The 18,730-nt window shown below is 72.4% G+C and carries 17 protein-coding genes; 9 read left to right on the plus strand and 8 right to left on the minus strand.

The genetic code is table 11. The features are described 5' to 3' along the window. The first annotated feature begins 474 nt into the window (after nt 1–474). The 6 genes from ACZ573_RS32185 (at nt 475) to ACZ573_RS32210 (ending at nt 6,465) form a co-directional block, all read left to right on the plus strand. Nucleotides 475–1,866: an MFS transporter gene (locus ACZ573_RS32185; RefSeq protein WP_471311082.1), complete on the plus strand. Its 1,392-nt coding sequence runs from the start codon at nt 475–477 to the stop codon at nt 1,864–1,866. A gap of 91 nt (nt 1,867–1,957) precedes the next feature. Then, complete coding sequence (locus tag ACZ573_RS32190) at nt 1,958–3,925, plus strand: helix-turn-helix domain-containing protein (protein WP_471311085.1); 1,968 nt, start codon at nt 1,958–1,960, stop codon at nt 3,923–3,925. A gap of 37 nt (nt 3,926–3,962) precedes the next feature. Continuing rightward, on the plus strand, nt 3,963–4,706 hold the full coding sequence (locus ACZ573_RS32195; RefSeq protein ID WP_471311088.1) for an SOS response-associated peptidase: 744 nt from the start codon (nt 3,963–3,965) through the stop codon (nt 4,704–4,706). A 168-nt stretch (nt 4,707–4,874) separates the two neighbouring features. After that, nucleotides 4,875–5,273 carry a hypothetical protein gene (locus ACZ573_RS32200; protein ID WP_471311091.1) on the plus strand — a complete coding sequence of 133 codons (399 nt, stop codon included), beginning with the start codon at nt 4,875–4,877 and terminating at the stop codon, nt 5,271–5,273. After that, on the plus strand, nt 5,267–5,500 hold the full coding sequence (locus ACZ573_RS32205) for a helix-turn-helix transcriptional regulator (RefSeq protein ID WP_468121262.1): 234 nt from the start codon (nt 5,267–5,269) through the stop codon (nt 5,498–5,500). Before ACZ573_RS32200 ends, ACZ573_RS32205 begins: the two co-directional genes overlap by 7 nt. After that, nucleotides 5,497–6,465, plus strand: coding sequence for an NAD(P)-dependent alcohol dehydrogenase (locus ACZ573_RS32210; RefSeq protein WP_471311094.1), 969 nt, complete (start codon nt 5,497–5,499; stop codon nt 6,463–6,465). Before ACZ573_RS32205 ends, ACZ573_RS32210 begins: the two co-directional genes overlap by 4 nt. On the opposite strand, the gene ACZ573_RS32215 is transcribed toward ACZ573_RS32210, so the two are convergent. Continuing rightward, the gene (locus ACZ573_RS32215) at nt 6,460–7,347 is read right to left on the minus strand and encodes an endonuclease/exonuclease/phosphatase family protein (RefSeq protein WP_471311139.1); all 888 of its coding nucleotides are present in this window, start codon (nt 7,345–7,347) and stop codon (nt 6,460–6,462) included. The two genes, ACZ573_RS32210 and ACZ573_RS32215, sit on opposite strands and share 6 nt — an antisense overlap. Before the next feature lie 269 nt (nt 7,348–7,616). Between ACZ573_RS32215 and ACZ573_RS32220 the strand changes: the two genes are divergently transcribed. Further along, nucleotides 7,617–8,501 (plus strand): ATP-grasp domain-containing protein, encoded by an 885-nt coding sequence (locus ACZ573_RS32220; RefSeq protein ID WP_471311097.1) that lies wholly within the window; start codon nt 7,617–7,619, stop codon nt 8,499–8,501. Between the two features lie 109 nt (nt 8,502–8,610). Here the strand turns inward: ACZ573_RS32220 and ACZ573_RS32225 are convergent, their stop codons facing one another. The 7 genes from ACZ573_RS32225 to ACZ573_RS32255 all read right to left on the minus strand — a co-directional run bounded on the left by ACZ573_RS32225 (nt 8,611) and on the right by ACZ573_RS32255 (nt 16,477). Further along, the gene (locus tag ACZ573_RS32225) at nt 8,611–9,246 is read right to left on the minus strand and encodes a hypothetical protein (RefSeq protein WP_471311099.1); all 636 of its coding nucleotides are present in this window, start codon (nt 9,244–9,246) and stop codon (nt 8,611–8,613) included. A gap of 115 nt (nt 9,247–9,361) precedes the next feature. Continuing rightward, the gene (locus ACZ573_RS32230) at nt 9,362–11,428 is read right to left on the minus strand and encodes an RICIN domain-containing protein (protein ID WP_471311101.1); all 2,067 of its coding nucleotides are present in this window, start codon (nt 11,426–11,428) and stop codon (nt 9,362–9,364) included. 449 nt (nt 11,429–11,877) lie between these two features. Next, on the minus strand, nt 11,878–13,083 hold the full coding sequence (locus tag ACZ573_RS32235; protein ID WP_471311104.1) for an NAD(P)/FAD-dependent oxidoreductase: 1,206 nt from the start codon (nt 13,081–13,083) through the stop codon (nt 11,878–11,880). Between the two features lie 105 nt (nt 13,084–13,188). Continuing rightward, nucleotides 13,189–14,082: a sigma-70 family RNA polymerase sigma factor gene (locus ACZ573_RS32240; RefSeq protein ID WP_471311106.1), complete on the minus strand. Its 894-nt coding sequence runs from the start codon at nt 14,080–14,082 to the stop codon at nt 13,189–13,191. A 122-nt stretch (nt 14,083–14,204) separates the two neighbouring features. After that, nucleotides 14,205–14,912 carry a DsbA family protein gene (locus ACZ573_RS32245; RefSeq protein ID WP_471311109.1) on the minus strand — a complete coding sequence of 236 codons (708 nt, stop codon included), beginning with the start codon at nt 14,910–14,912 and terminating at the stop codon, nt 14,205–14,207. 85 nt (nt 14,913–14,997) lie between these two features. Beyond that, nucleotides 14,998–15,804 carry a polysaccharide deacetylase family protein gene (locus ACZ573_RS32250; RefSeq protein ID WP_471311112.1) on the minus strand — a complete coding sequence of 269 codons (807 nt, stop codon included), beginning with the start codon at nt 15,802–15,804 and terminating at the stop codon, nt 14,998–15,000. Between the two features lie 130 nt (nt 15,805–15,934). Continuing rightward, nucleotides 15,935–16,477 carry a heme-binding beta-barrel domain-containing protein gene (locus ACZ573_RS32255; protein ID WP_471311115.1) on the minus strand — a complete coding sequence of 181 codons (543 nt, stop codon included), beginning with the start codon at nt 16,475–16,477 and terminating at the stop codon, nt 15,935–15,937. A 369-nt stretch (nt 16,478–16,846) separates the two neighbouring features. Between ACZ573_RS32255 and ACZ573_RS32260 the strand changes: the two genes are divergently transcribed. Beyond that, nucleotides 16,847–17,575, plus strand: coding sequence for a DUF4328 domain-containing protein (locus tag ACZ573_RS32260; protein ID WP_471311117.1), 729 nt, complete (start codon nt 16,847–16,849; stop codon nt 17,573–17,575). A 340-nt stretch (nt 17,576–17,915) separates the two neighbouring features. After that, a partial coding sequence (locus ACZ573_RS32265) for a hemerythrin domain-containing protein (RefSeq protein ID WP_471311120.1) occupies nt 17,916–18,730 on the plus strand: 815 nt, incomplete at its 3' end.

Raw genomic sequence — 18,730 nt, forward strand, 5'->3', positions numbered from 1 at the left:
CACGTCTGGCCGCGGCGCAGGTGCGGTGTAACGGCTGCGGCAGCAAGAGCATAGGTGGGCCCACGCCAAGTGCGTTGGCCGTAGCGGAAATTGAGCCCGGATGATTCGCCGGGGACCGCGCCGGCACCTGCCGGTGCCAGTGGCGTCGGCAGGGTTCGGGCACCGGACCAGCACTGGAATGGTTGTCGCATCGCCCCTCACGCGCGGTGGTGGGTCCGGACGTCGCAGCGGAAGAGGGCCCGGGAGGCGGCGTCGATGAGCGAAGCCGTACCAGGCCGTACTGCCCGGCGACGTCCTCCGCGCCTGCTGCGGCCAGCTGGAGGCGCCAGCAGGGTCGGTCGGATGGCGGCATGGGTGCGGTCCACATCCGCGGGGTGGGAAGTGTAGCGACGGGCACCATGTGCCGTTGACATGCGCGTTCCTATGGTGTGGCGACACGGATTCGTCCTCGCCCCCAGCCCGGAAGTGGTACTCATGGCCGCCTCTGCCACACCGTCAGCGAGCCCCGGCAACATCCGGAGAATCGTCGCCGCCAGCCTCATCGGAACCACCATCGAGTGGTACGACTTCTTCCTCTACGGATCGGCCGCCGCACTGGTCTTCAACGAGCTGTTCTTCCCCGGCAGCGAGCCCCTGGTCGGTACCCTCCTCGCCTTCCTGACCTATGCGATCGGCTTCGCCGCCCGCCCGCTGGGTGGGCTGGTCTTCGGCCACTACGGGGACAAGATCGGCCGCAAACAGCTGCTCGTCCTCAGCCTGCTCCTCATGGGCGGGGCCACCTTCGCCATGGGCCTGCTCCCCACCCACGCGAGCATCGGCGTCGGCGCCCCGATCCTCCTGACCCTCCTGCGCCTGATCCAGGGGTTCGCGCTCGGCGGCGAGTGGGGCGGGGCGGTGCTGCTCGTCTCCGAGCACGGGGACGACGAACGCCGCGGCTTCTGGGCCTCCTGGCCGCAGGCCGGCGCGCCCGGAGGCAATCTGCTGGCCACCGGGGTACTCGCCGTCCTGGCCGCCGTACAGTCCGACGCGGCCTTCCTCGCCTGGGGCTGGCGGATCCCTTTCCTGCTCTCCGGGGTGCTGGTGATGATCGGCCTGTGGATCCGGATGTCCGTCTCGGAGTCCCCGGTCTTCCTGGAGGCACAGGCCAGGGCCGCGGAGCGGGCCGCCGCCGGGGCCAAGGCCGAGCCGCCCGTGGCCGAGGTGTTCCGCACGAACTGGCGCGGGGTCCTGACCGCGATCGGCACCCGCCTCGGCGAGAACATCTCGTACTACGTCATCACCGCCTTCCTCCTCGTCTACGTCACCAGCCACCTCGGGCTGCCCAAGAGCGACGGCCTGAACGCCGTACTCATCGGCTCCGCCGTCCACTTCGTGGCCATCCCGGCCTGGGGCGCGCTGTCCGACCGCATCGGGCGCCGCGCCGTCACCCTCTTCGGCTCGGTGGGCATGATCGGCTGGGCGTTCGCGTTCTTCGCGCTGCTGGACTCCAAGTCCTTCCCGGTGATCGCCGCGGCCGTGACCGTCGGACTGCTCCTGCACGGAGCGATGTACGGACCGCAGGCGGCGTTCATCTCCGAGATGTTCGACACCGAGGTCCGCTACTCCGGCGCATCGATGGGGTCCCAGCTGGCCTCCATCATCGGCGGCGCGCTCGCACCGATCATCGCCGTGGCCCTGCTGCGCGACTACGACTCGTCCCTGCCCGTCTCCGTCTATCTCGCCACGGCGGCGGCGGTCACCACACTGACCGTCCTGGTGGCCAAGGAGACCCGCGGGCGTAGCCTGGCCCGGGAACACACCCCGGTACGCGCACCGGTCCCGGCCGCCCGCCAGGGCGGGCACGGCCCGGTGCCCGCCGACAACTGACCTTACGAGCCTTGCGGGCCTGCTGAGCGCGGGCGGCACCGGATCGAGCGGTGCCGCCCCCGTCCGCGTCGAGCACCACGGAGAGCACCCGATGCCCACCACCCAAGACAGCGGGAGCACCGGCTCCGGCACCGGCACCGGTGCGCTGCTGCGGCTGCGCAACCTCCTGGACCTGCTGGACCAGGGCGCACCCGCCGAGGCGTTCCAGGCCGGTGAACTTCCCGACGCGGAAGCCGGTTCGGAGGCGGCCGCGGACGCGGCGGTGATCGCGGACGCGACCCGCGTCGCACTCCGCATCCGCCGCACCCTCGGCCAGCACCGCCGCCGCGAGGCCGAACTCGCCGCCCTCTTCGACACCGCCGGCGACCTCGCCCGGCTCAGGGAACCGGACGCCGTACTGAAGGCGATCGTCCACCGGGCCAAGCTGCTCCTCGGCACGGACGTGACGTACCTGTCCCTCAACGACGAGGAAGCGGGCGACACCTACATGAGGGTGACGGACGGTTCGGTCTCCGCCGCCTTCCAGCGCGTGCGCCTCGGGATGGGGGAGGGGCTGGGCGGACTGGTCGCGAAGACGTCCCGCCCGTACTCCACCGGCGACTACCGCGACGACCAGCGCTTCAGGCACACCGCGACGATCGACAGCGCCGTCGCCGAGGAGGGCCTGCGGGCCATCCTCGGCGTACCGCTGCGCCTGGGCACCCAGGTGATCGGCGTTCTCTACGCGGCCGACCGCACCGCCCGTACCTTCACGCCCGACGAGGTCGCCCTGCTGTCCTCCCTGGCCGACCACGCCGCCATCGCCATCGACGGCGCCCGCCTGCTGGACGAGACGCGCACCGCACTGGTCGACCTCAACGCGGCCTCGCGGACCATCGAGGCGCACAGCGAGGCCATGCGCCGGGCCGAGGACGCCCACGACCGGCTCACCGACCTGGTGCTGCGCGGTGGCGACGTCACCGACGTGGCCGCCGCCATCGGCACCGTCCTGCAGGGCGGCACCCTCGTCCACGACGCCGAGGGGGCCGAGCTCGCCCGGGCGGGCACCGGCCCGCAGCCCCCGTCCGCCGAGGCCGTCGCCGCCTCGCGGGCCGGCGGACGCGCCGTATTCGTCCACGGAACCTGGGTGTGCGCGGTCCTCGCCGGGCAGGAACTGCTCGGCAGCATCGCCCTGACCGGCCGCGCCGACCTCGACGCCGCCGACCGCCGCCTCTTCGAGCGCGCCAGCCTGGTCACCGCCCTGCTGCTGCTCCTGCGCCGTTCGGTCGCCGAGACCGAGGACCGGATACGGGGCGAACTGCTGGGCGACCTGCTCACCCGGGCCGCGGACCCGGCCGGACTGTCGGCGCGGGCCCGCCGGCTCGGTATGAACCTGGGCCACCCGCACGCGGTGTTCGTCCTGCACACCGGGGCCGTGCCCCGGCCCCGCCTGCTGGCGGCCGCCGCCCGCATCGCCCAGGCCCGCAAGGGGCTCGCCGGACTGCACCACGAGGATGTGGTCCTGGTCTGCCCCGCCGGGGATCCCGCCCCCGGACCGGGCCCCGGCCCCGCCGCCGCGAGCCTCGCGAACGAGCTGCGCCAGGTCCTCGCCGGTCCCGTCACCGTCGGAGCCGCCGGTCCGGTCACCGGTCCCGCGGAGTACGCCGACGCCTACGCCGAGGCACGCCGCTGCCGGACCGCGCTGCGCGCCCTGGGCCGCGAAGGCACCGGCGCCGCCCTCCACGACCTGGGCTTCCTCGGCGTACTGCTCGGCGACCGGACGGATCTGGGCGGCTACGTACGGCAGACGCTGGGCCCCGTGCTCGCGTACGACGCGAAGCGCGGCACCGACCTCACCCACACCCTGCGGGCCTACTTCGACACGGGGGCGAGCCAGTCCCGGGCCGCCGAGGCCCTCCACGTGCACGTCAACACCGTCGTGCAGCGCCTGGACCGCATCGGCAGCCTGCTCGGCCGTGACTGGCAGCGCCCGGAGCGGGCGCTGGAGCTCCAACTCGCGCTGCGCATCCATCAGGTGAACCGCCACGACGGCCCCGGCCCGGGCGACTTCGCGGCGTAGCCTGCGCGGACCCGGTTCAGCTGGCAGGGTGGACGGTATGTGCGGCCGTTACGCTTCCACCCGCAGTCCCGAGGACCTGTCCGGCCTCTTCCGGGCCACGCCCCCGGATCCGGGGCACGTGCTGGAGCCGAGCTGGAACGTCGCCCCCACCGATGCCGTGTGGGCGGTGCTGGAGCGCGCCGACCGGGAGAGCGGGGTACTGGAGCGGCAACTGCGCCCCCTGCGGTGGGGGCTGGTGCCCTCGTGGTCGAAGAGCCTGGCCGGCGGCGCGAAGATGATCAATGCGCGGGTGGAGACGGTGCACGAGAAGCCGGCCTACCGGCGCGCCTTCGCCAAGCGCCGGTGCCTGCTGCCCGCCGACGGGTTCTACGAGTGGGAGCCCGTGCCCGCCTCCGGCTCCGTGAAGGCCTACAAGCAGCCGTACTTCATCCGTCCCGAGGACGGCGACGTGATGGCGATGGCCGGGCTGTACGAGTTCTGGCGCGACCCCGCCGTAGCCGACGACGACGATCCGGCGGCGTGGTGGGCGACCTGCACGATCATCACCACCGAGGCCACCGACGCCGCCGGCCGGGTCCACCCCCGGATGCCGCTCGCACTCGCCCCGGCGGACTACGAGGCCTGGCTCGACCCGTCCCACCAGGACCCGGACGCACTGCGCGCCCTGCTCGCCGCCCCCGCGGGCGGCCGGCTCGACGTCCGCGCCGTGTCGACCGCGGTCAACAGCGTGCGCAACAACGGGCCCGAACTCCTCGAAGCGCCCCCCGCCCCGGGGCGCTGAGAAGCAGCTCCTGGACCCGGCTCCAGCCGTCAGCCCACGGCGTGCGGTCCGCTGCCCGACGAAGTAAAGAAATATTGACACCATGTCCTGATTCCTTGACACTGCCGATGTCGGGTTTTCTTTACATGGGGAGCGGCAGTGGCAGTCGAGGAGAAACGCGCGTGGATCATGATCGTAGTGACGGTGGTGTCGTACGGGGCGTATCTGGCCGTCGTTCTCGGGCGGTCCGGGAGCGGACCTCTGACCCAGCAGCCCTACGCCGCCGCGCTGCTGTGGACGGTCGGCGCGGCGATCGCCGCCTCGATCGCGCTCCACATCACCGTGGCGCTGCTCTCGCCCGAGGAGGGCCAGGTCAAGGACCAGCGCGACCGGGAGATCCACCAGTTCGGTGACCACATCGGCCAGTCCTTCGTCGCGATCGGCGCCGTGACCGGCATGATCCTGGCGATGGCCGAGGCGGACCAGTTCTGGATCGCCAATGCGATCTACCTGGGATTCGTCCTGTCGGCGCTGCTCGCGTCGACCGCGAAGATCGTCTCGTACCGGCTGGGCTTCCACCCGTGGTGAGGCCCACCCGGGTCACCAACAGCATCCGGGCCCTGCGCTTCGCCAACGGCGAGATGACCCAGGCCGAGCTCGCCCGCCGGATCGGCGTGACCCGTCAGACCGTCATCGCCATCGAGCAGGGCCGCTACTCGCCTTCCCTGGAGAAGGCGTTCGAGATCGCGCGCGCGTTTGCCGTACCGCTCGACACCGTGTTCCAGTACACCTCCACCGAGGGAGACGACGCATGAAGGCCATCGTCCAGGACGTCTACGGACCGCCCGAGGTCCTGCGCATCGAAGAGACGGACCGGCCGGAGCCGGGCCGGGGCGAGGTCCTCGTACGGGTGCACGCGGCCGGCGTCGACCAGGGCGTCTGGCACCTCATGGCGGGCATGCCCTACGCGGTCCGCGCCGTGTCGGGCCTGCGGACACCCAGGACGCGCGTCCGCGGCATGGACGTCGCGGGGGTGGTCGAAGCCGTCGGCCCCGAGGTCACCCGCTTCCGGCCGGGCGACGAGGTGTACGGCAACTGCTCCGGGTCGTTCGCCGAGTACGCCCGCGCCAAGGAGAACACCCTCGCACCCAAGCCCGCCTCCCTCAGCTTCGAACAGGCCGCGGTCGTGCCCGTCTCCGCGTGCACCGCCCTGGGCGCCGTACGGCACAGCGGCAAGGTCGAGGCCGGCCAGAGCGTCCTCGTCCTCGGCGCCTCGGGCGGCGTGGGCAGTTTCGCCGTACAGGTGGCCAAGGCCTACGGCGCCCACGTCACCGGAGTGTGCAGCACCACCAAGACCGACCTGGTCCGCTCCCTCGGCGCCGACGAGGTCCTCGACTACACGCAGCAGGATCCCGTCGACGGCGGCCGCCGCTACGACGTCATACTGGACATCGCGGGCAACCGGCCCATCGCCCGGCTGCGCAAAGCCCTCACCCCCCGCGGGACCCTCGTCATCGTCGGCGGGGAAGGCGGCGGCAACTGGATCGGCGGCAACCAGCGGCAGCTGGCCGCGATGCTGCTGTCGCCCTTCGTCGGCCACCGGCTGCGCGCCCACAGCACCCTGGTGCGCCACCGCGACCTCGAAGCCCTCACCGAACTCATCGAGGCGGGCTCGGTGACCCCCGCCGTCGACCGGACCTACCCGCTGGCCGAGGTACCCGACGCCATTCGCTACCTGCGGGACGGCCGGGTGCGCGGCAAGATCGCCATCCGGCTATGAGGCGTCCAGTCTGATGCGGGCTGCGACCGGCAGGTGATCGCTGCCGGTGGCGGGCAGCGTCCGGACCTCGGCAGCGGCCGCCCCGCGGGTCAGGATCTGGTCGATCCGGGCGACCGGCAGGGCCGCGGGCCAGCTGAGGGCGAGCCCCCGCCGCGGCGCACTCAACCGGGAGGTCAGCGGGGCGAGCCCGCGGTCGTCCACCGTGCTGTTGAGGTCACCCAGCAGGATCACCCGCTCCAGCTTCTCGGCGGCGACGGCCGCTCCCAGCAGCCGCGCGCTCTCGTCCCGCGGGCCGGAGCCGAAACCGCTCGCCCGGAAACGGACCGAGGGCAGGTGCGCCACGTACACCGCGATCTCGCCCCCGGGCGTGCGCACACCGCAGCGCAGGCCACGGTTCCAGCCCTCCCCGAAGCCCGCGGGTCTGATGTCCACACGGCGGACGTCGGTGAGCGGGTGCCTCGACCAGAGTCCGACCGTGCCCTCGACCGCGTGGTACGGGTACGCGGCCGCCAGCGCCGCCTCGTAGGCCGGCAGCGCGGACGGCGTGAGCTCCTCCAGGGCCATGAGATCCGGCGCGGACCCGATCAGGGCGCGCGCGGTGCCCGTGGGGTCCGGATTCTCGTCACTCACATTGTGCTGGAGGGCCGTGATGTCGTGCGGGCCACCGTCCGCCGGCAGCAGCAGCCCGCCGAAGAGGCCCGCCCACGCGGCCGCGGGCAGCAGCAAGGCCACCAGCGCGGTGAACGAGCGGCGTACCAGCGCCGGGACGAGCAGGACCGGGACCGCGAGCCCCAGCCAGGGCAGGAAGGCCTCCAGCGCACTGCCGAGCCGGCCCACCGCATTGGGGACCGCGGAGTGGAACACCAGCAGCGCGGCGCTCAGTACGGCGAGCGCCGCGGTAACACGCCCGCGCGTCCAGGGCGTCCGGCCCCGGGCATCGGCGCCCCAGCGCCACCGGGCGGTGCGCCGCGCGCCGCTCCCCGCCACGTCCACCGCCACCGGAGCCCCGCCTGTCTGCCTCGGACCGTCTTCCACCTCGGGTACGACGCACGACCGGGCGGCCGGGTTCCCGCCACGGCGTGTGTGGAAGAGTGATCGTCCGGGGTTGCGGCCGCACCGGGCGGTCCGAGGCGTGAGGACGGGAGACGCGCATGGGTACGGCGAGGATCGCGGTCGTGACGAGCCAGGGCGGCGCCGACCAGGACGCGGATCTCCCGCTGATCCTGGCGGCGTTGCGCGCCGCGGGCCTGTCCGCGCAGGCGGTGGCCTGGGACGCGGACGCACCGGGATGGGACGGCTACGACCTCGCGGTCATCCGGTCGACCTGGGACTACGCGGACCGGCTTGCGGAGTTCCTGGCCTGGGCGGACACGACGGCCAAGGTCACCCGGCTGTGGAATCCGGCGCCGCTGGTGCGCTGGAACAGCGACAAGCGCTACCTGCTGGAGCTCGCCGGACGCGGGGTCCCGGTCGTACCGACCACGGTCCTCGAACCGGGCGGAGCCTGCGACGCGGCGGACTTCGACGGGCCGCACGGAGTGGTGGTCAAGCCGGCCGTCTCCTCGGGCGCACGGGACACCGCGCGCTACGAGCCCGGCCGCCGGGCGGACGCCGAGCGCCACGCGCGGATGCTGCTGGAGCAGGGCCGCACCACGATCGTCCAGCCGTACCTGCCGCTGGTGGAGGAGGGGGAGCGCGCGCTGATCTTCTTCGGCGGCACCTTCAGCCACGCGATCCGCAAGGAAGCCCTGCTGACGGAGGCGGGGCTGATCGACAACTTCAGGGTGCCGCACCCCGGTGCCGCCCCCTACCGGCCGTCGGAGGCGGAGCTCCGTACGGCAGGGGCGGCGCTGGCCGCGGTTCCGGCCCCGGGCGACCTGCTGTTCGCCCGGGTGGACCTGGCGTTGAACGGGGACAGGGAACCCGTGGTCATGGAGCTGGAACTGATCGAACCGAACCTGTTCCTGCGCATCAACCCGCAGGGGCTGGAGCGCTTCGCCGAGGCGGTCGCCGCCGCGGTGGCCACGGGCCGGTAGACACGGCGCAGGGGGTGCCCTGCCGTACGGGCCGGGCCCGATCGACAAGACACCCCCTGGCGCTCCGGCCCCCCGTGACCGGGGCTTCGGGGACTCGCCCGGACCTGGGCTAGTTGAGACGGTCGAGCCGCATGCGCCGGCGGTTGCGGAGCAGGAGACCCACGGCCGCGCCCGCCACGGCGGTCACCGCCACACCCGCCGTCGTCCACCAGACGGCGTACCCCTCGGTGTCGGCGGCCGGTTCCGCGGCCTGAGGCGTGGAGGCGGCCGGTGCCGAGGCGGGGGAGGCCGCCGAGGACGCCGGCGCGGCGGACGACGGGGCGGGAGCCGCCGCGGAGGCGACCGGGGCCGGAGCGACCGGAGCCGGGTCCACCACGGGTACGCCCACTTCGAGTTCGCCGTGCCCCAGGGCCGGGAAGCCCACGTCGACGCTGACCTTCCACGAACCCGGCGGCAGCGCCTCGGCCGTGGTCCAGCCCGCCGGCGCCGCGGCGGGATCGCGCACCAGGCGCCAGGGCCCCATGGTGCGGGAGCCGTCGGCGCTGACCGCGTTCACGGTCGCGGCGACGGTCTCGTCCACGGCGTCCCCGTCGTTCTCCCAGGTGACGTCGGCGGTGACGTGACCCTCCCGTTGCCCGGTCACCACCACCTTCACGGTGTCACCGTGGGCGTGGGCCGCGGCGGGGAGCAGGAACATGAGGCCGAGTGCGGCCAGGGCGGCCGAGAAAACGATTCGTATGCGCATCGTCGGGGTGCTCCGGTCAAGATGAGGGGTACCGGCGGACGGCCGCGCGGTGCGGCCGTCCGCCGGGTGGGTTCACGCCGTCAGGGCGTCAGGAAGTGCTGCGCCATGACGGTGATCAGCCGGACTTCTGCAGGGTCCAGGCCTGCGTCGCGCGGCCGTCGGCACGCTGGAGGTCGAGCAGCCAGTACCCGTAGTAGGGGCGGTTGCTGACGGTGAGGGCGAAGCCGCCGCTCGCGTCCGTCACGGTCACCGCGCCACCTCGGGACGCCAGCTTCCAGGCCTGCGCGCCGTTGCCGTTGCCGCACGGCTGCTGTGCGACCCACATGCCCGCGGCGGGGGTCCCGCCCGGCTGGAGGCACTTGCCGGAGGCCGCCGACCGGATGCGCACCTGGCCGTTGCCCGCGTCGTCGAAGTACCACTGCTGCTGGGCGTACCCGTTGGTGCGGCCGCCCACGAGGACGGTGCCGTCGGCGGTGCGGCCGCCCCACAGCTCCGCGGCCATGCCGCTGCTGCCGTTTCCGAGCACGTACTTGGCGCCCGGGGTGGTGGTGCCGCCGCCCGCTCCCGTCGTACGGAAGGACGCGGCCTTGCCGGGTCCGCTGTCACGGCCGGAGCTGTCGCGGACCGAGACGGTGACCTTGTAGGCGGTGTTGGGCTGCAGGTTGTAGATGCGGAGCACCTGGGACTGGACCCACGTCAGGTGCTTGCCGTCGAGCTGCACCGCGTACCAGGAGGCGCCGTCGACCTTGGGCCAGCTCACGACGACCGAGTCGGACTGGATCTGGCCCGCCGTCACGGCCGGTCCGCCCGAGGGCTTCTTGGTCGGCGTCGGCGAGGGCTTCTTGGTGGGCGTGGGGGAGGGGTTCGGACCCGGGTCCGTGCCGCCGCCCTTGGTCTTCATCAGGAACTGGTTGTCCGCGATGTTCCAGTGCGTGGCCAGGTAGCTTCCGGGCTTGGGACTGGTGTGGAAGTAGTCGTCGTGGTTGCAGTCCAGGATGTTCTCGGACGCCTGGTTGGTGCAGACGTTGCGCATCTGCGGGTAGTACGGGGTGTCCGAGTAGCACATTACGTCGTACTCGTCCGTGCAGTGCGCGCCACGGCTGGTGTTCGGGGCGCTGTTGTTGACCGCCCCCAGGTTGTGTCCGAGTTCGTGCGCGGCGGTGTGACCGCCCCAGCAGCCGGAGTCGGTACGCCCGTAGGAGGGGCCGAAGTTGCTCTGGTTGGCCTGGCCGGGCCGCTCGTCGCCCGCGAACGTGCCGATGCCGCAGTAGACCTGGGTGTCGGCGAAGATCATGTACTTGCGGTCACGACGGTCGAGACCCTTGCCGGCGAGCGCGTTGTTGGTCGCGCTGAACTCGGCGAGAGCCGAGGCCGGGAGCTCGATGTTGAGCACGGTGGGGGTGCAGTCGGCGGCCGTCACATAGCGGATGTGACGTACTCCGCCGGTCTCCTGGGCGCTCGCCGAGTAGATGAGGTCGGCGTCGGCCGCCCACTTGCGGAACGAGGCGACGTACTCGGAGTAGCGGTCCTTGCCCGGTGCGTGGACGTAGACGACCTGCACGCGGTTGCCGGTGCTGCCGTCTCCGTCGCACTGGACGGTCTGGCCGGCGGGGCCGGCGGCGACGTTCTGGCCGCCGGCCGCGGCGCCGGCCGCGGGTTCGGGTGCGGAGGCCTTGGTGGCCTTCGACGCGTCGGCCGCGGGCGCGTCCTGAGGACGCCCGCCGCCTTCCTTGCTCGCCGGGTCATCGGCCTCGGGGCGGGCCGGATCGGCCGCCGGAGCCGTCTCCTTGACGGCGGGCTCGATGTCCTTCGTGATGTCGACGCCCTTGGGCGGGGCGTCGGGACCGTGCGTGCACAGCCCGGTGTCGGTGCGGTAGACACCCACGCACCGGTCGCCCTTCGGCGCGGCCTTGAGGCCGTCGTAGATCATGCCGCGCGCGGTCTCGTTGGCGGGCGCGGCCGCGATCGGATCCGGCTCCTGGTCACGGGCCGGTGCGGCGGCCGGTGCTTCGGCGGCGGCCTCCACCACGGGAGCCGCAGCCTGGGCGCCGTCGCCGATTCCGGAGTACGCGATGCCTGCGGCTATCAGCCCCGCCGCTGCCGTGGCGGCGGTGACGAGTATCAACCGCCGGGGTTTGCGGCGGTGGTCGGCGGCGGCAGGCCGTCTGCGACGTCCTGTCATGGGCACCTCAAATCGTTGTCGGAAGACTGGGTGCGCGGAAGCCTGCCAGACGAATGCGGAGGAGAATTCGGACAAACGGGGGCGCGCTCCGAGAAATCATTCCGTTACCTGTCGGCGTGATTTGACGAACACTCAACTCGCAGTGAAATAAGGGGAGTTACGCGCGTCGCGCGCCAATGGTCCAGGCCTTTCCGGGTGGGTTGTTATCAAATCGAGATATGAACCGGAGGCTTATTGACGGGAATTCAGTCAGGAATTCACCTAATTACTACCTGCTGAATTCCCTCGGTCACGACCCGTGAGGTGCGGGGGGCGCAGCGCGCGCCGGAGTGCTGCGGAAGGCGGTTCGGGGCCCGGGAGTTCGTCCGGGTGCGCTCGTCGGTCACCGCGGCCCGGGTGCCGGCGGATCCCGATCGGGCGGCCCGCCGGCTGAGAGCGGACAGGGGCGGTCAGACCGACCGTGCGGCGGCGGCCGCCGTCTCGCCGAGCTCGGCCCGCAGCCGCCGCCCGCGCTGGTCCCCTCCCGAGACGCGGTGCAAGCCGTACGAACCGGGCTTTCCCGCCTCGTCCGCCAGGTGCTTGACGGTGCCCTTGCAGACGAGCTCCTTGACCTTCGCCCCGGTCCGACCGGCGATGTGGAACCACAGCGCCACGTCGTTCTTGTGGGCGAACTGGAAGATGCCGGCGCGTCGGCCCAGGCTGATGCACTGTCCGGCGAACACCTGGTTGAGGGTCGAGGGCTGCTCGCCGTCGATCCGGCTGAGCACCGTGTCGGCGGCCCGCGCGCCCAGCGGGATCGCGGCCTGGCAGCTCATCCGCAGCGGCAGGTCCGACGGGGCCGCCGAGTCGCCCGCCGCGACGACGCGCACGTCGTCCACGCTCGTCAGCGTCTCGTCCGTGAGCAGGCGGCCCAGGGCGTCCGTGCTCAGCCCGCTGCGCGCGGCCAGGTCCGGCACGCCGAAGCCGGCGGTCCAGACGGTCACCTCGCTCGGCACCTCGCGGCCGTCACCGAGCTCCACCGCGTCGCGCGTCACCGCCGTCACCTTCGTCCCGGGGCCGTCGAGCACGGTCACCCCGAGCCTGGCCAGCCGCCCGGCGACCGAGCGGCGGCCCCGGCCGTGCAAGTAGGGGCCGAGCACCCCACCGCAGACCAGGGTCACGCGGCGGCCCTGTTCCGCCAGCTCGGCGGCGGCCTCGATGCCCGTCGGCCCCGCCCCGACCACCGTCACCGCCGCCGTGGGGGCTGCGGCGTCGAGGACCGGCCGCAGCCGCCGCGCCTCCTCCAGGGTGGTGATCGGGTGGGCGAACTCGGCGGCCCCGGGCACGCGCGGGTCGGCGCTGCCGCTGCCCACCGCGTAGACCAGGTAGTCGTAGCCGAGCGCGGCGCCGGTCCCCAGCGCCACGCTCCGCCCCGGGGCGTCGATCCGCGTCACGGTGTCCACGACCAGCCGGACGCCCTCGGCCAGGACCTCGCGGTACTCGACGACCGCGTCATCGGTCCCGGCCGCCAGCTGGTGCAGGCGGATCCGCTCGACGAACGTCGCACGCGGGTTGATCAGGGTCACCGTCACGCCGTCCCGCTGCGTCAGGCGGTTGGCCGCCATGACACCTGCGTATCCGCCGCCGATCACGACCACTTCGGTGTGCTGCGTCATGATGTCTCTCCTTCTTCTCGACCGGTTCGACATCAAGACACCGCGCGGCCCCGGGTTGTGACAGGGTGTGAGGCGGATCACTTCGCGGGTCGGCCCGATGGCGGCTCAGCCGTCGAGGACGCTCAGGTCGATGCGTGCCAGCCGCTCGGTGTCGGTGAGGATGTCGAGCGCGGTGATCCTGCCGTCCCGGATGGTGAAGGCCATGACCGACAGCGCCCGGCCCTCCGCCATCGCGACCACCCCGGGGACCCCGTTGACCAGCGCCGCATGGGCCGCCTCGGCGAACCGCGCGAAAGTGATCGCCTGGGAGGCGACCTCGGCCGCGCCGTGCCGGAGCAGCGTGGGGCGCAGCGCGCCGCCGTCGGAGCGGGCCACCACGTCGGGGTCGAGGACCGCGACGAGCGCCTCGAAGTCCCCGCCGCGCGAGGCGGTGAGGAAGGCGTCGACGATGCCGCGCAGGCGGGCCCGGTCGGGGTCCGGAGCGGGCGCCGCGCCCTGGACACGGCGCCGGGCCCGGCTCGCGAGCTGCCGGGTCGTGGCGGCGGAACGCCCGAGCACGGTGGCGATCTCGTCGAAGGGCACGGCGAACAGGTCGTGCAGGACGAAGGCCAGGCGCTCGGCGGGGGCGAGGGTGTCCAGGACGACCATCAGGGCGATGCCGACCGAGTCGGCCAGCAGGATCTCCTGCTCGGGGTCGAGTCCGTCCGCGCGGCTGACGATCGGGTCGGGAAGGCGGACCTGCCCGTCCTCGTCGTGCAGCGGATCCTCGCGCCGCGTGCCGCGCGAGCGCAGCATGTCCAGACACACCCGGCCGACCACGGTGGTCAGCCAGCCGCCCAGGTTGTCCACCGCGGCCGTGTCGGAGCGGTTCAGCTTGAACCAGGCCTCTTGTACGGCGTCCTCCGCCTCGCTGAGCGAGCCCAGCATCCGGTAGGCCACCGCCCGCAGGTGGGAGCGGTGCTCTTCGAAGCGCTGCGCCAGAACTTCCTTCTCGCTCACCCGTCACATCCCCGTGTTCCGATCCGCCAGTGCCGAGTCGGACCATAACCGACCGGGCAACGGGCGGCGGCCGCACAGGGGTTGGGGAGCCGGGGTGACCTCTTCCGCAGCAGCGGTCTCGCCTACTCCCCGGCCCCGGCCGCCTTCCTGAGGTGCCGGTAGAGGCGGCTGCGGTCGGTGTAGAGCGCGTGGCTGTCCGACGGGACGAAGGCTCCGCCGATCGCCATGGCGGGAGTTCCCACGACGGGTGACGTACGGAGCGCCTCGTCGGCGGCTTCGACGAAGTCCCGGTGCTTCGTCTCCAGCACCGCCGCGTCGAACTCCGGGCCGCGCAGGCCCGGAATCATGATGGCCATGCCCAGCAGCAGGTCCCGCGTGAAGCCCCCGGACTTCCGCACCCTGCTCTGTTCGCGGTACAGCAGGGCGTGGTAGTCGGCGAACCTGTTCTGATCCAGCGCGGCGCGCAGGGCGTTCGCCGCGAGCTTCGATCCCGGGCCGAGGAAGGACCCCAGCGTGAACTGCAGCTGCAGCGCGCCGTTGCGGGCCGCGCGCTTCAGATACGGGGCGGTGCCCTCCGTCTCGAACTCGGCGCAGGCCGGGCAGCTCATGTCCTCGTACAGCCGGACGGCGAGGGGAGCGCCGGGGTCGCCGAGCACGATGGTGGTGCCGTCGGCGGCCAGGGATTCCGGGGCGGCGGGCAGATTCGCGCTCGCCGAGACGTCGAGCGGGTCGGCGCTCCCGTCGTCCCTGCTGCGGCAGGCGCCGACGGACGCCGAGGCGGTGAGGGCCGCCGCCGCGGCCAGGAAGCCGCGTCTGGATCCAACCTGCATGTATGCCCACTCCCCGTGACCGACAGGGAGACAGTACGGGGTCGGCGGCCCCGGCGCGCACCGGTTGCGCCTGCCGGACCGGCCGTCAGCGGGCCCCCGCCGCGGCTTCGAGGAACTGGCTCAGGTCGATGACCTCGTAGCCCTCGGCCAGGGCGGCGTCGACGATCAGGGGAAGGGCTTCGGCGTCGAGGACGACGCCGGAGCCGTTGCTGCCGACGTGCATCTGGATGATCGCCCCGGGAACGAAGGCGTCGACGGCCCGTTCGACGGCCTTGTCCACGGTCATGCCGCCCTGCGGGCCGAGGTAGCCGTTCGTGTCGGCGCTGAACTCGATCGCCGCGTATCCCAGGTCGTTGACGTCGGTGATGGACTCCGGGGTGGTGGAGCTGTAGGGGAAACGGAAGAACGGCAGGGGCTCGGTCCCGGACGCCGCCCGGATGGCCGCGTCGGCCCGGCGTACCTCGTCCGCCCGCTCGGTGGTGCTGAGGTCGTCGAAGTAGGGGTGGCTGTACGAGTGGTTGCCGAGGCCGTGCCCCGCGTCGGCGATGGAGCGCACCGCCGCGGGGTGGGCCTCGGCGAACGCGCCCGTCGGGAAGAAGGTGGCGGGCAGCTTTCGCCGGCGCAGTTCGGCCAGCACCGTGTCGATCCCGTCGACGTCCCAGGCGGCGTTGAAGGTGAGGGCCAGGACCTTGCGGGAGGTGGGCAGCCGGCGGATCTCGTCGCCCAGCAGCGACGCCGGCGGGCGGGGTCCGGAGGCGGCCCGGGCGGTGCGCCGTGGCGCGGGCGCGGCGGCGGCCGGCGAGGCGGGCGCGAACCCGGCGAGCCCCGCGAACCCGGCGAGCCCGCCGAACCCCGCGCACAGCAGGCCCGCCAGGGCCGAGCGTCGTTCCACATCCACCACGGTCGCCCACTCCCAACGGTCACGGCCTTCGGCTCCGGCCTGCCACCGAGTGTGCGACGGCGCGGGCCGCAGCACCCGCAGCCCGTGCCGGGGCACCCGGGTGATCTCGCGCGGACGCCACCTACGACGGGCGCCGCCGCAGGCGCGTCGTGAGGTGGTGCTGCAGGGGCTGCCCGACGGCGGCCATGTCGTGGACGACCGTCATCTCGCCGTTCCCGACCGTGTAGTGCCGCCGTGTGCCGGTGACCTCCTTGGCGAACGGGGTCAGCGCCACTTCCTTGGTCTCGATGTGGAACCCCGTACCGGACACCCGCCCGACGTACGTCTCCACGATGCCCGTCGGGTGGGCGAGCACGACCTCCAGGCCGGCGTCGGGAGTCACCCGCCACCACCCGGCCTCACGGCCCGCCGGCCGCACCGGCGCCCCGGACCCGTCGATCAGCCACGCGCGCGCCTCGTAGCGCAGGAAGGGGCGCCCGTCGTGGCTGAAGGTGATCTCCTGCTCGTAGCGGAAGTCCTTCTCGAGGGTCGGGTACTCGCCCTGTCCCCGGCCGTGCCAGCGTCCCAGCAGGGGCAGTACGGGCCGCAGCAGCGGGTGCGGCTCGGCGCCCTCGCCGAGGACGTGGCTGTCAGGGTAGGGATTTTCCTGCACCGACTCGAACATGTTCACCTTGTCTGTCTGCGGGTACCGCCGAATCCCGCAGCTTAAAGGCTGCGCTCACCCTCCACGAACACCACGAACGTGGTGTTCGTGGAGGGTGCTCAGAGGCAGTTGCAACCTGTGGCATAGAACAACAGGAAGACGGTCGTCCCCGCGGTCAGCGTGAAGCCGGCCGTGGTCAGGGCGGCGAGGCCCCGCGGCCTGCGGACCCCCATGAGTGTGACCGGTTCCCGATGGTCGTTGTGTTCATGGGTCCTGCCTGACCTGGGGAAACCGGTGTGACGCGGGCGGACCCGCTGCCGTAGGTTCCTCCCTGGCCCGCCGTGTCCGGCGCGTCCTTTTCGTGTCCTGTACCCGTGGGGGGTTCTCAGCATGTCCGTAGCTCCGGTCGGTCCGCCGGCCCCGTCCCCGTATGCCACGCTCGACGGGAAGGGCGTACGGCTGCGCGCGCCCGTAGGCCTGGCCGTCGCACTGGCCGCGTTGTTCGCGCTGGTCATCGGGATTGCCTGCTACGCCGTGTACGCCGACTGGAACACCCGCGCGCTCATGGAAGGACTCCTCACGGATCCCGCCGCGGTCAGCGATGCCGAGCTGGACCGCGGCGCGCGACTGACCGGCCTGGTCGGCACGATCCAGGGCAACGCCCTGTTCGTGACGGGCATCGTCTTCATCATCTGGTTCCACCGGGTGCGCACGAACGCCGAGGTGTTCGTGCCGGGCGCGGACAAGCTCGCGGGCGGCTGGGCGATCGGTGCCTGGTTCGTACCGCTCGCCAACCTCTGGCTGCCGTACCGGATCGCGGTGAAGACCTGGGGGTCGAGCACCCCCTGCGGGGCTGACGCGGGCTACCGGAGGTTTCCGTTGACCCTGGTCAACCTGTGGTGGGGCACCTTCGTCCTGTCCCGGCTCCTGGGCTGGTACGGGGGCATGTCCTACAGCCGTGCCCAGAGCCCCGGCGCCGCGCGTGACGCGGCCACCACGATGCTGGTCGGCGATGTCCTCGACATCGTGGCCGCCGTCCTCGCGGTGCTCTTCGTCCGCAGGCTGACGGCCATGCAGCACGCCAGGGTCGCGCAGGGGCCCGCCGCCGCAGCGGTGTAGCCGAAGCCTCTCGTCTGATCAGCTCATCGGAGGTGTCCGATGCCGCGGACATGATGCGCTCGCTCGAACGGCCCCGCGGGTCGGTGCACAAGGTCGGCCCGACGGTGAGGTCCGGCTCCTCCACCGGCAGCCAGACGACCATGACGTCCATGGCGCCCGCAGCTCCACCGGCCCCCGGCTCCTCGTCGATAACCTGGCGGTTATCGAAGCGCGCACAAGTGTTCCTTGATCATATGGGCGAACCGCAAGATCTTTGAGGCATGCAGTCACGCGTGCACAAACCCCCATTCGTTCGGTCGGACGCGACGAGGTGTCCCACCGGAACGCCTTCGAACCGCTCATGAGCGACGCCATCGATCTGACCGTGGTGTACGCGATGCATGACGCCCTGCGCCGCGAACTGGCCCATCTGGACCGGCTCACGACGGCAGCGGACCATGAATTGCGGCAGGTGCTGGCCACCACTGCCGGATGGGCGCTGTTCAAGAAGGCTCTCCATGCCCACCACACGGCCGAGGACGACGCGCTGTGGCCGTCGCTGCGGCGGAATCTGGCCGGCCGGCCGAGGGACCTGGCGCTGCTGGAGGTGATGGAGGCCGAACACGCCGCCATCGCCACGGTGATCCAGGCCATCGACTGCGCGCTGACCGACCCCGGTGCAGACTCGCTGCGGTTGGGCCAGCTCGCCGACGCGCTGACCCGCGGCCTGGCAGGCCACCTCGAGCACGAGGAGGGAACGGTGCTCCCGGTGGCCCGGCGGGTGCTCACGGCCGAGCAGTGGGGCCACTTCAGCCGGGTCCAGGCCCAGTACATCGACCAAGAGGCACCGCTGCTGCTGCCCTGGCTGCTGGACGGCGCCGACGAACCGACGGCGAAGAGGCTCCTCGCCCGCCTGTCCGCACCCGCCTACGCCGCCTGCACCGCCCGGTGGATCCCTGCCTACGCCGATCTCGACCGCTGGAGTCCGGCACTACGGCATGACGCAGCCTCATCACGTACGACCGCCCCGACCACGAAAGCCATCATTTTGTCTGAATTGCCCGAAGCTGTATCTGTCATGCCGCTCCAGAGCGTCTCGGCCGCCGAGGCCGCCGCGTGGCACCAGGTCGTCGCCGCCTCCATGGCCCACGACCTGCCCGGAGTACCGCCACCGGG

The sequence above is a fragment of the Streptomyces sp. NPDC040545 genome, from assembly GCF_055595065.1.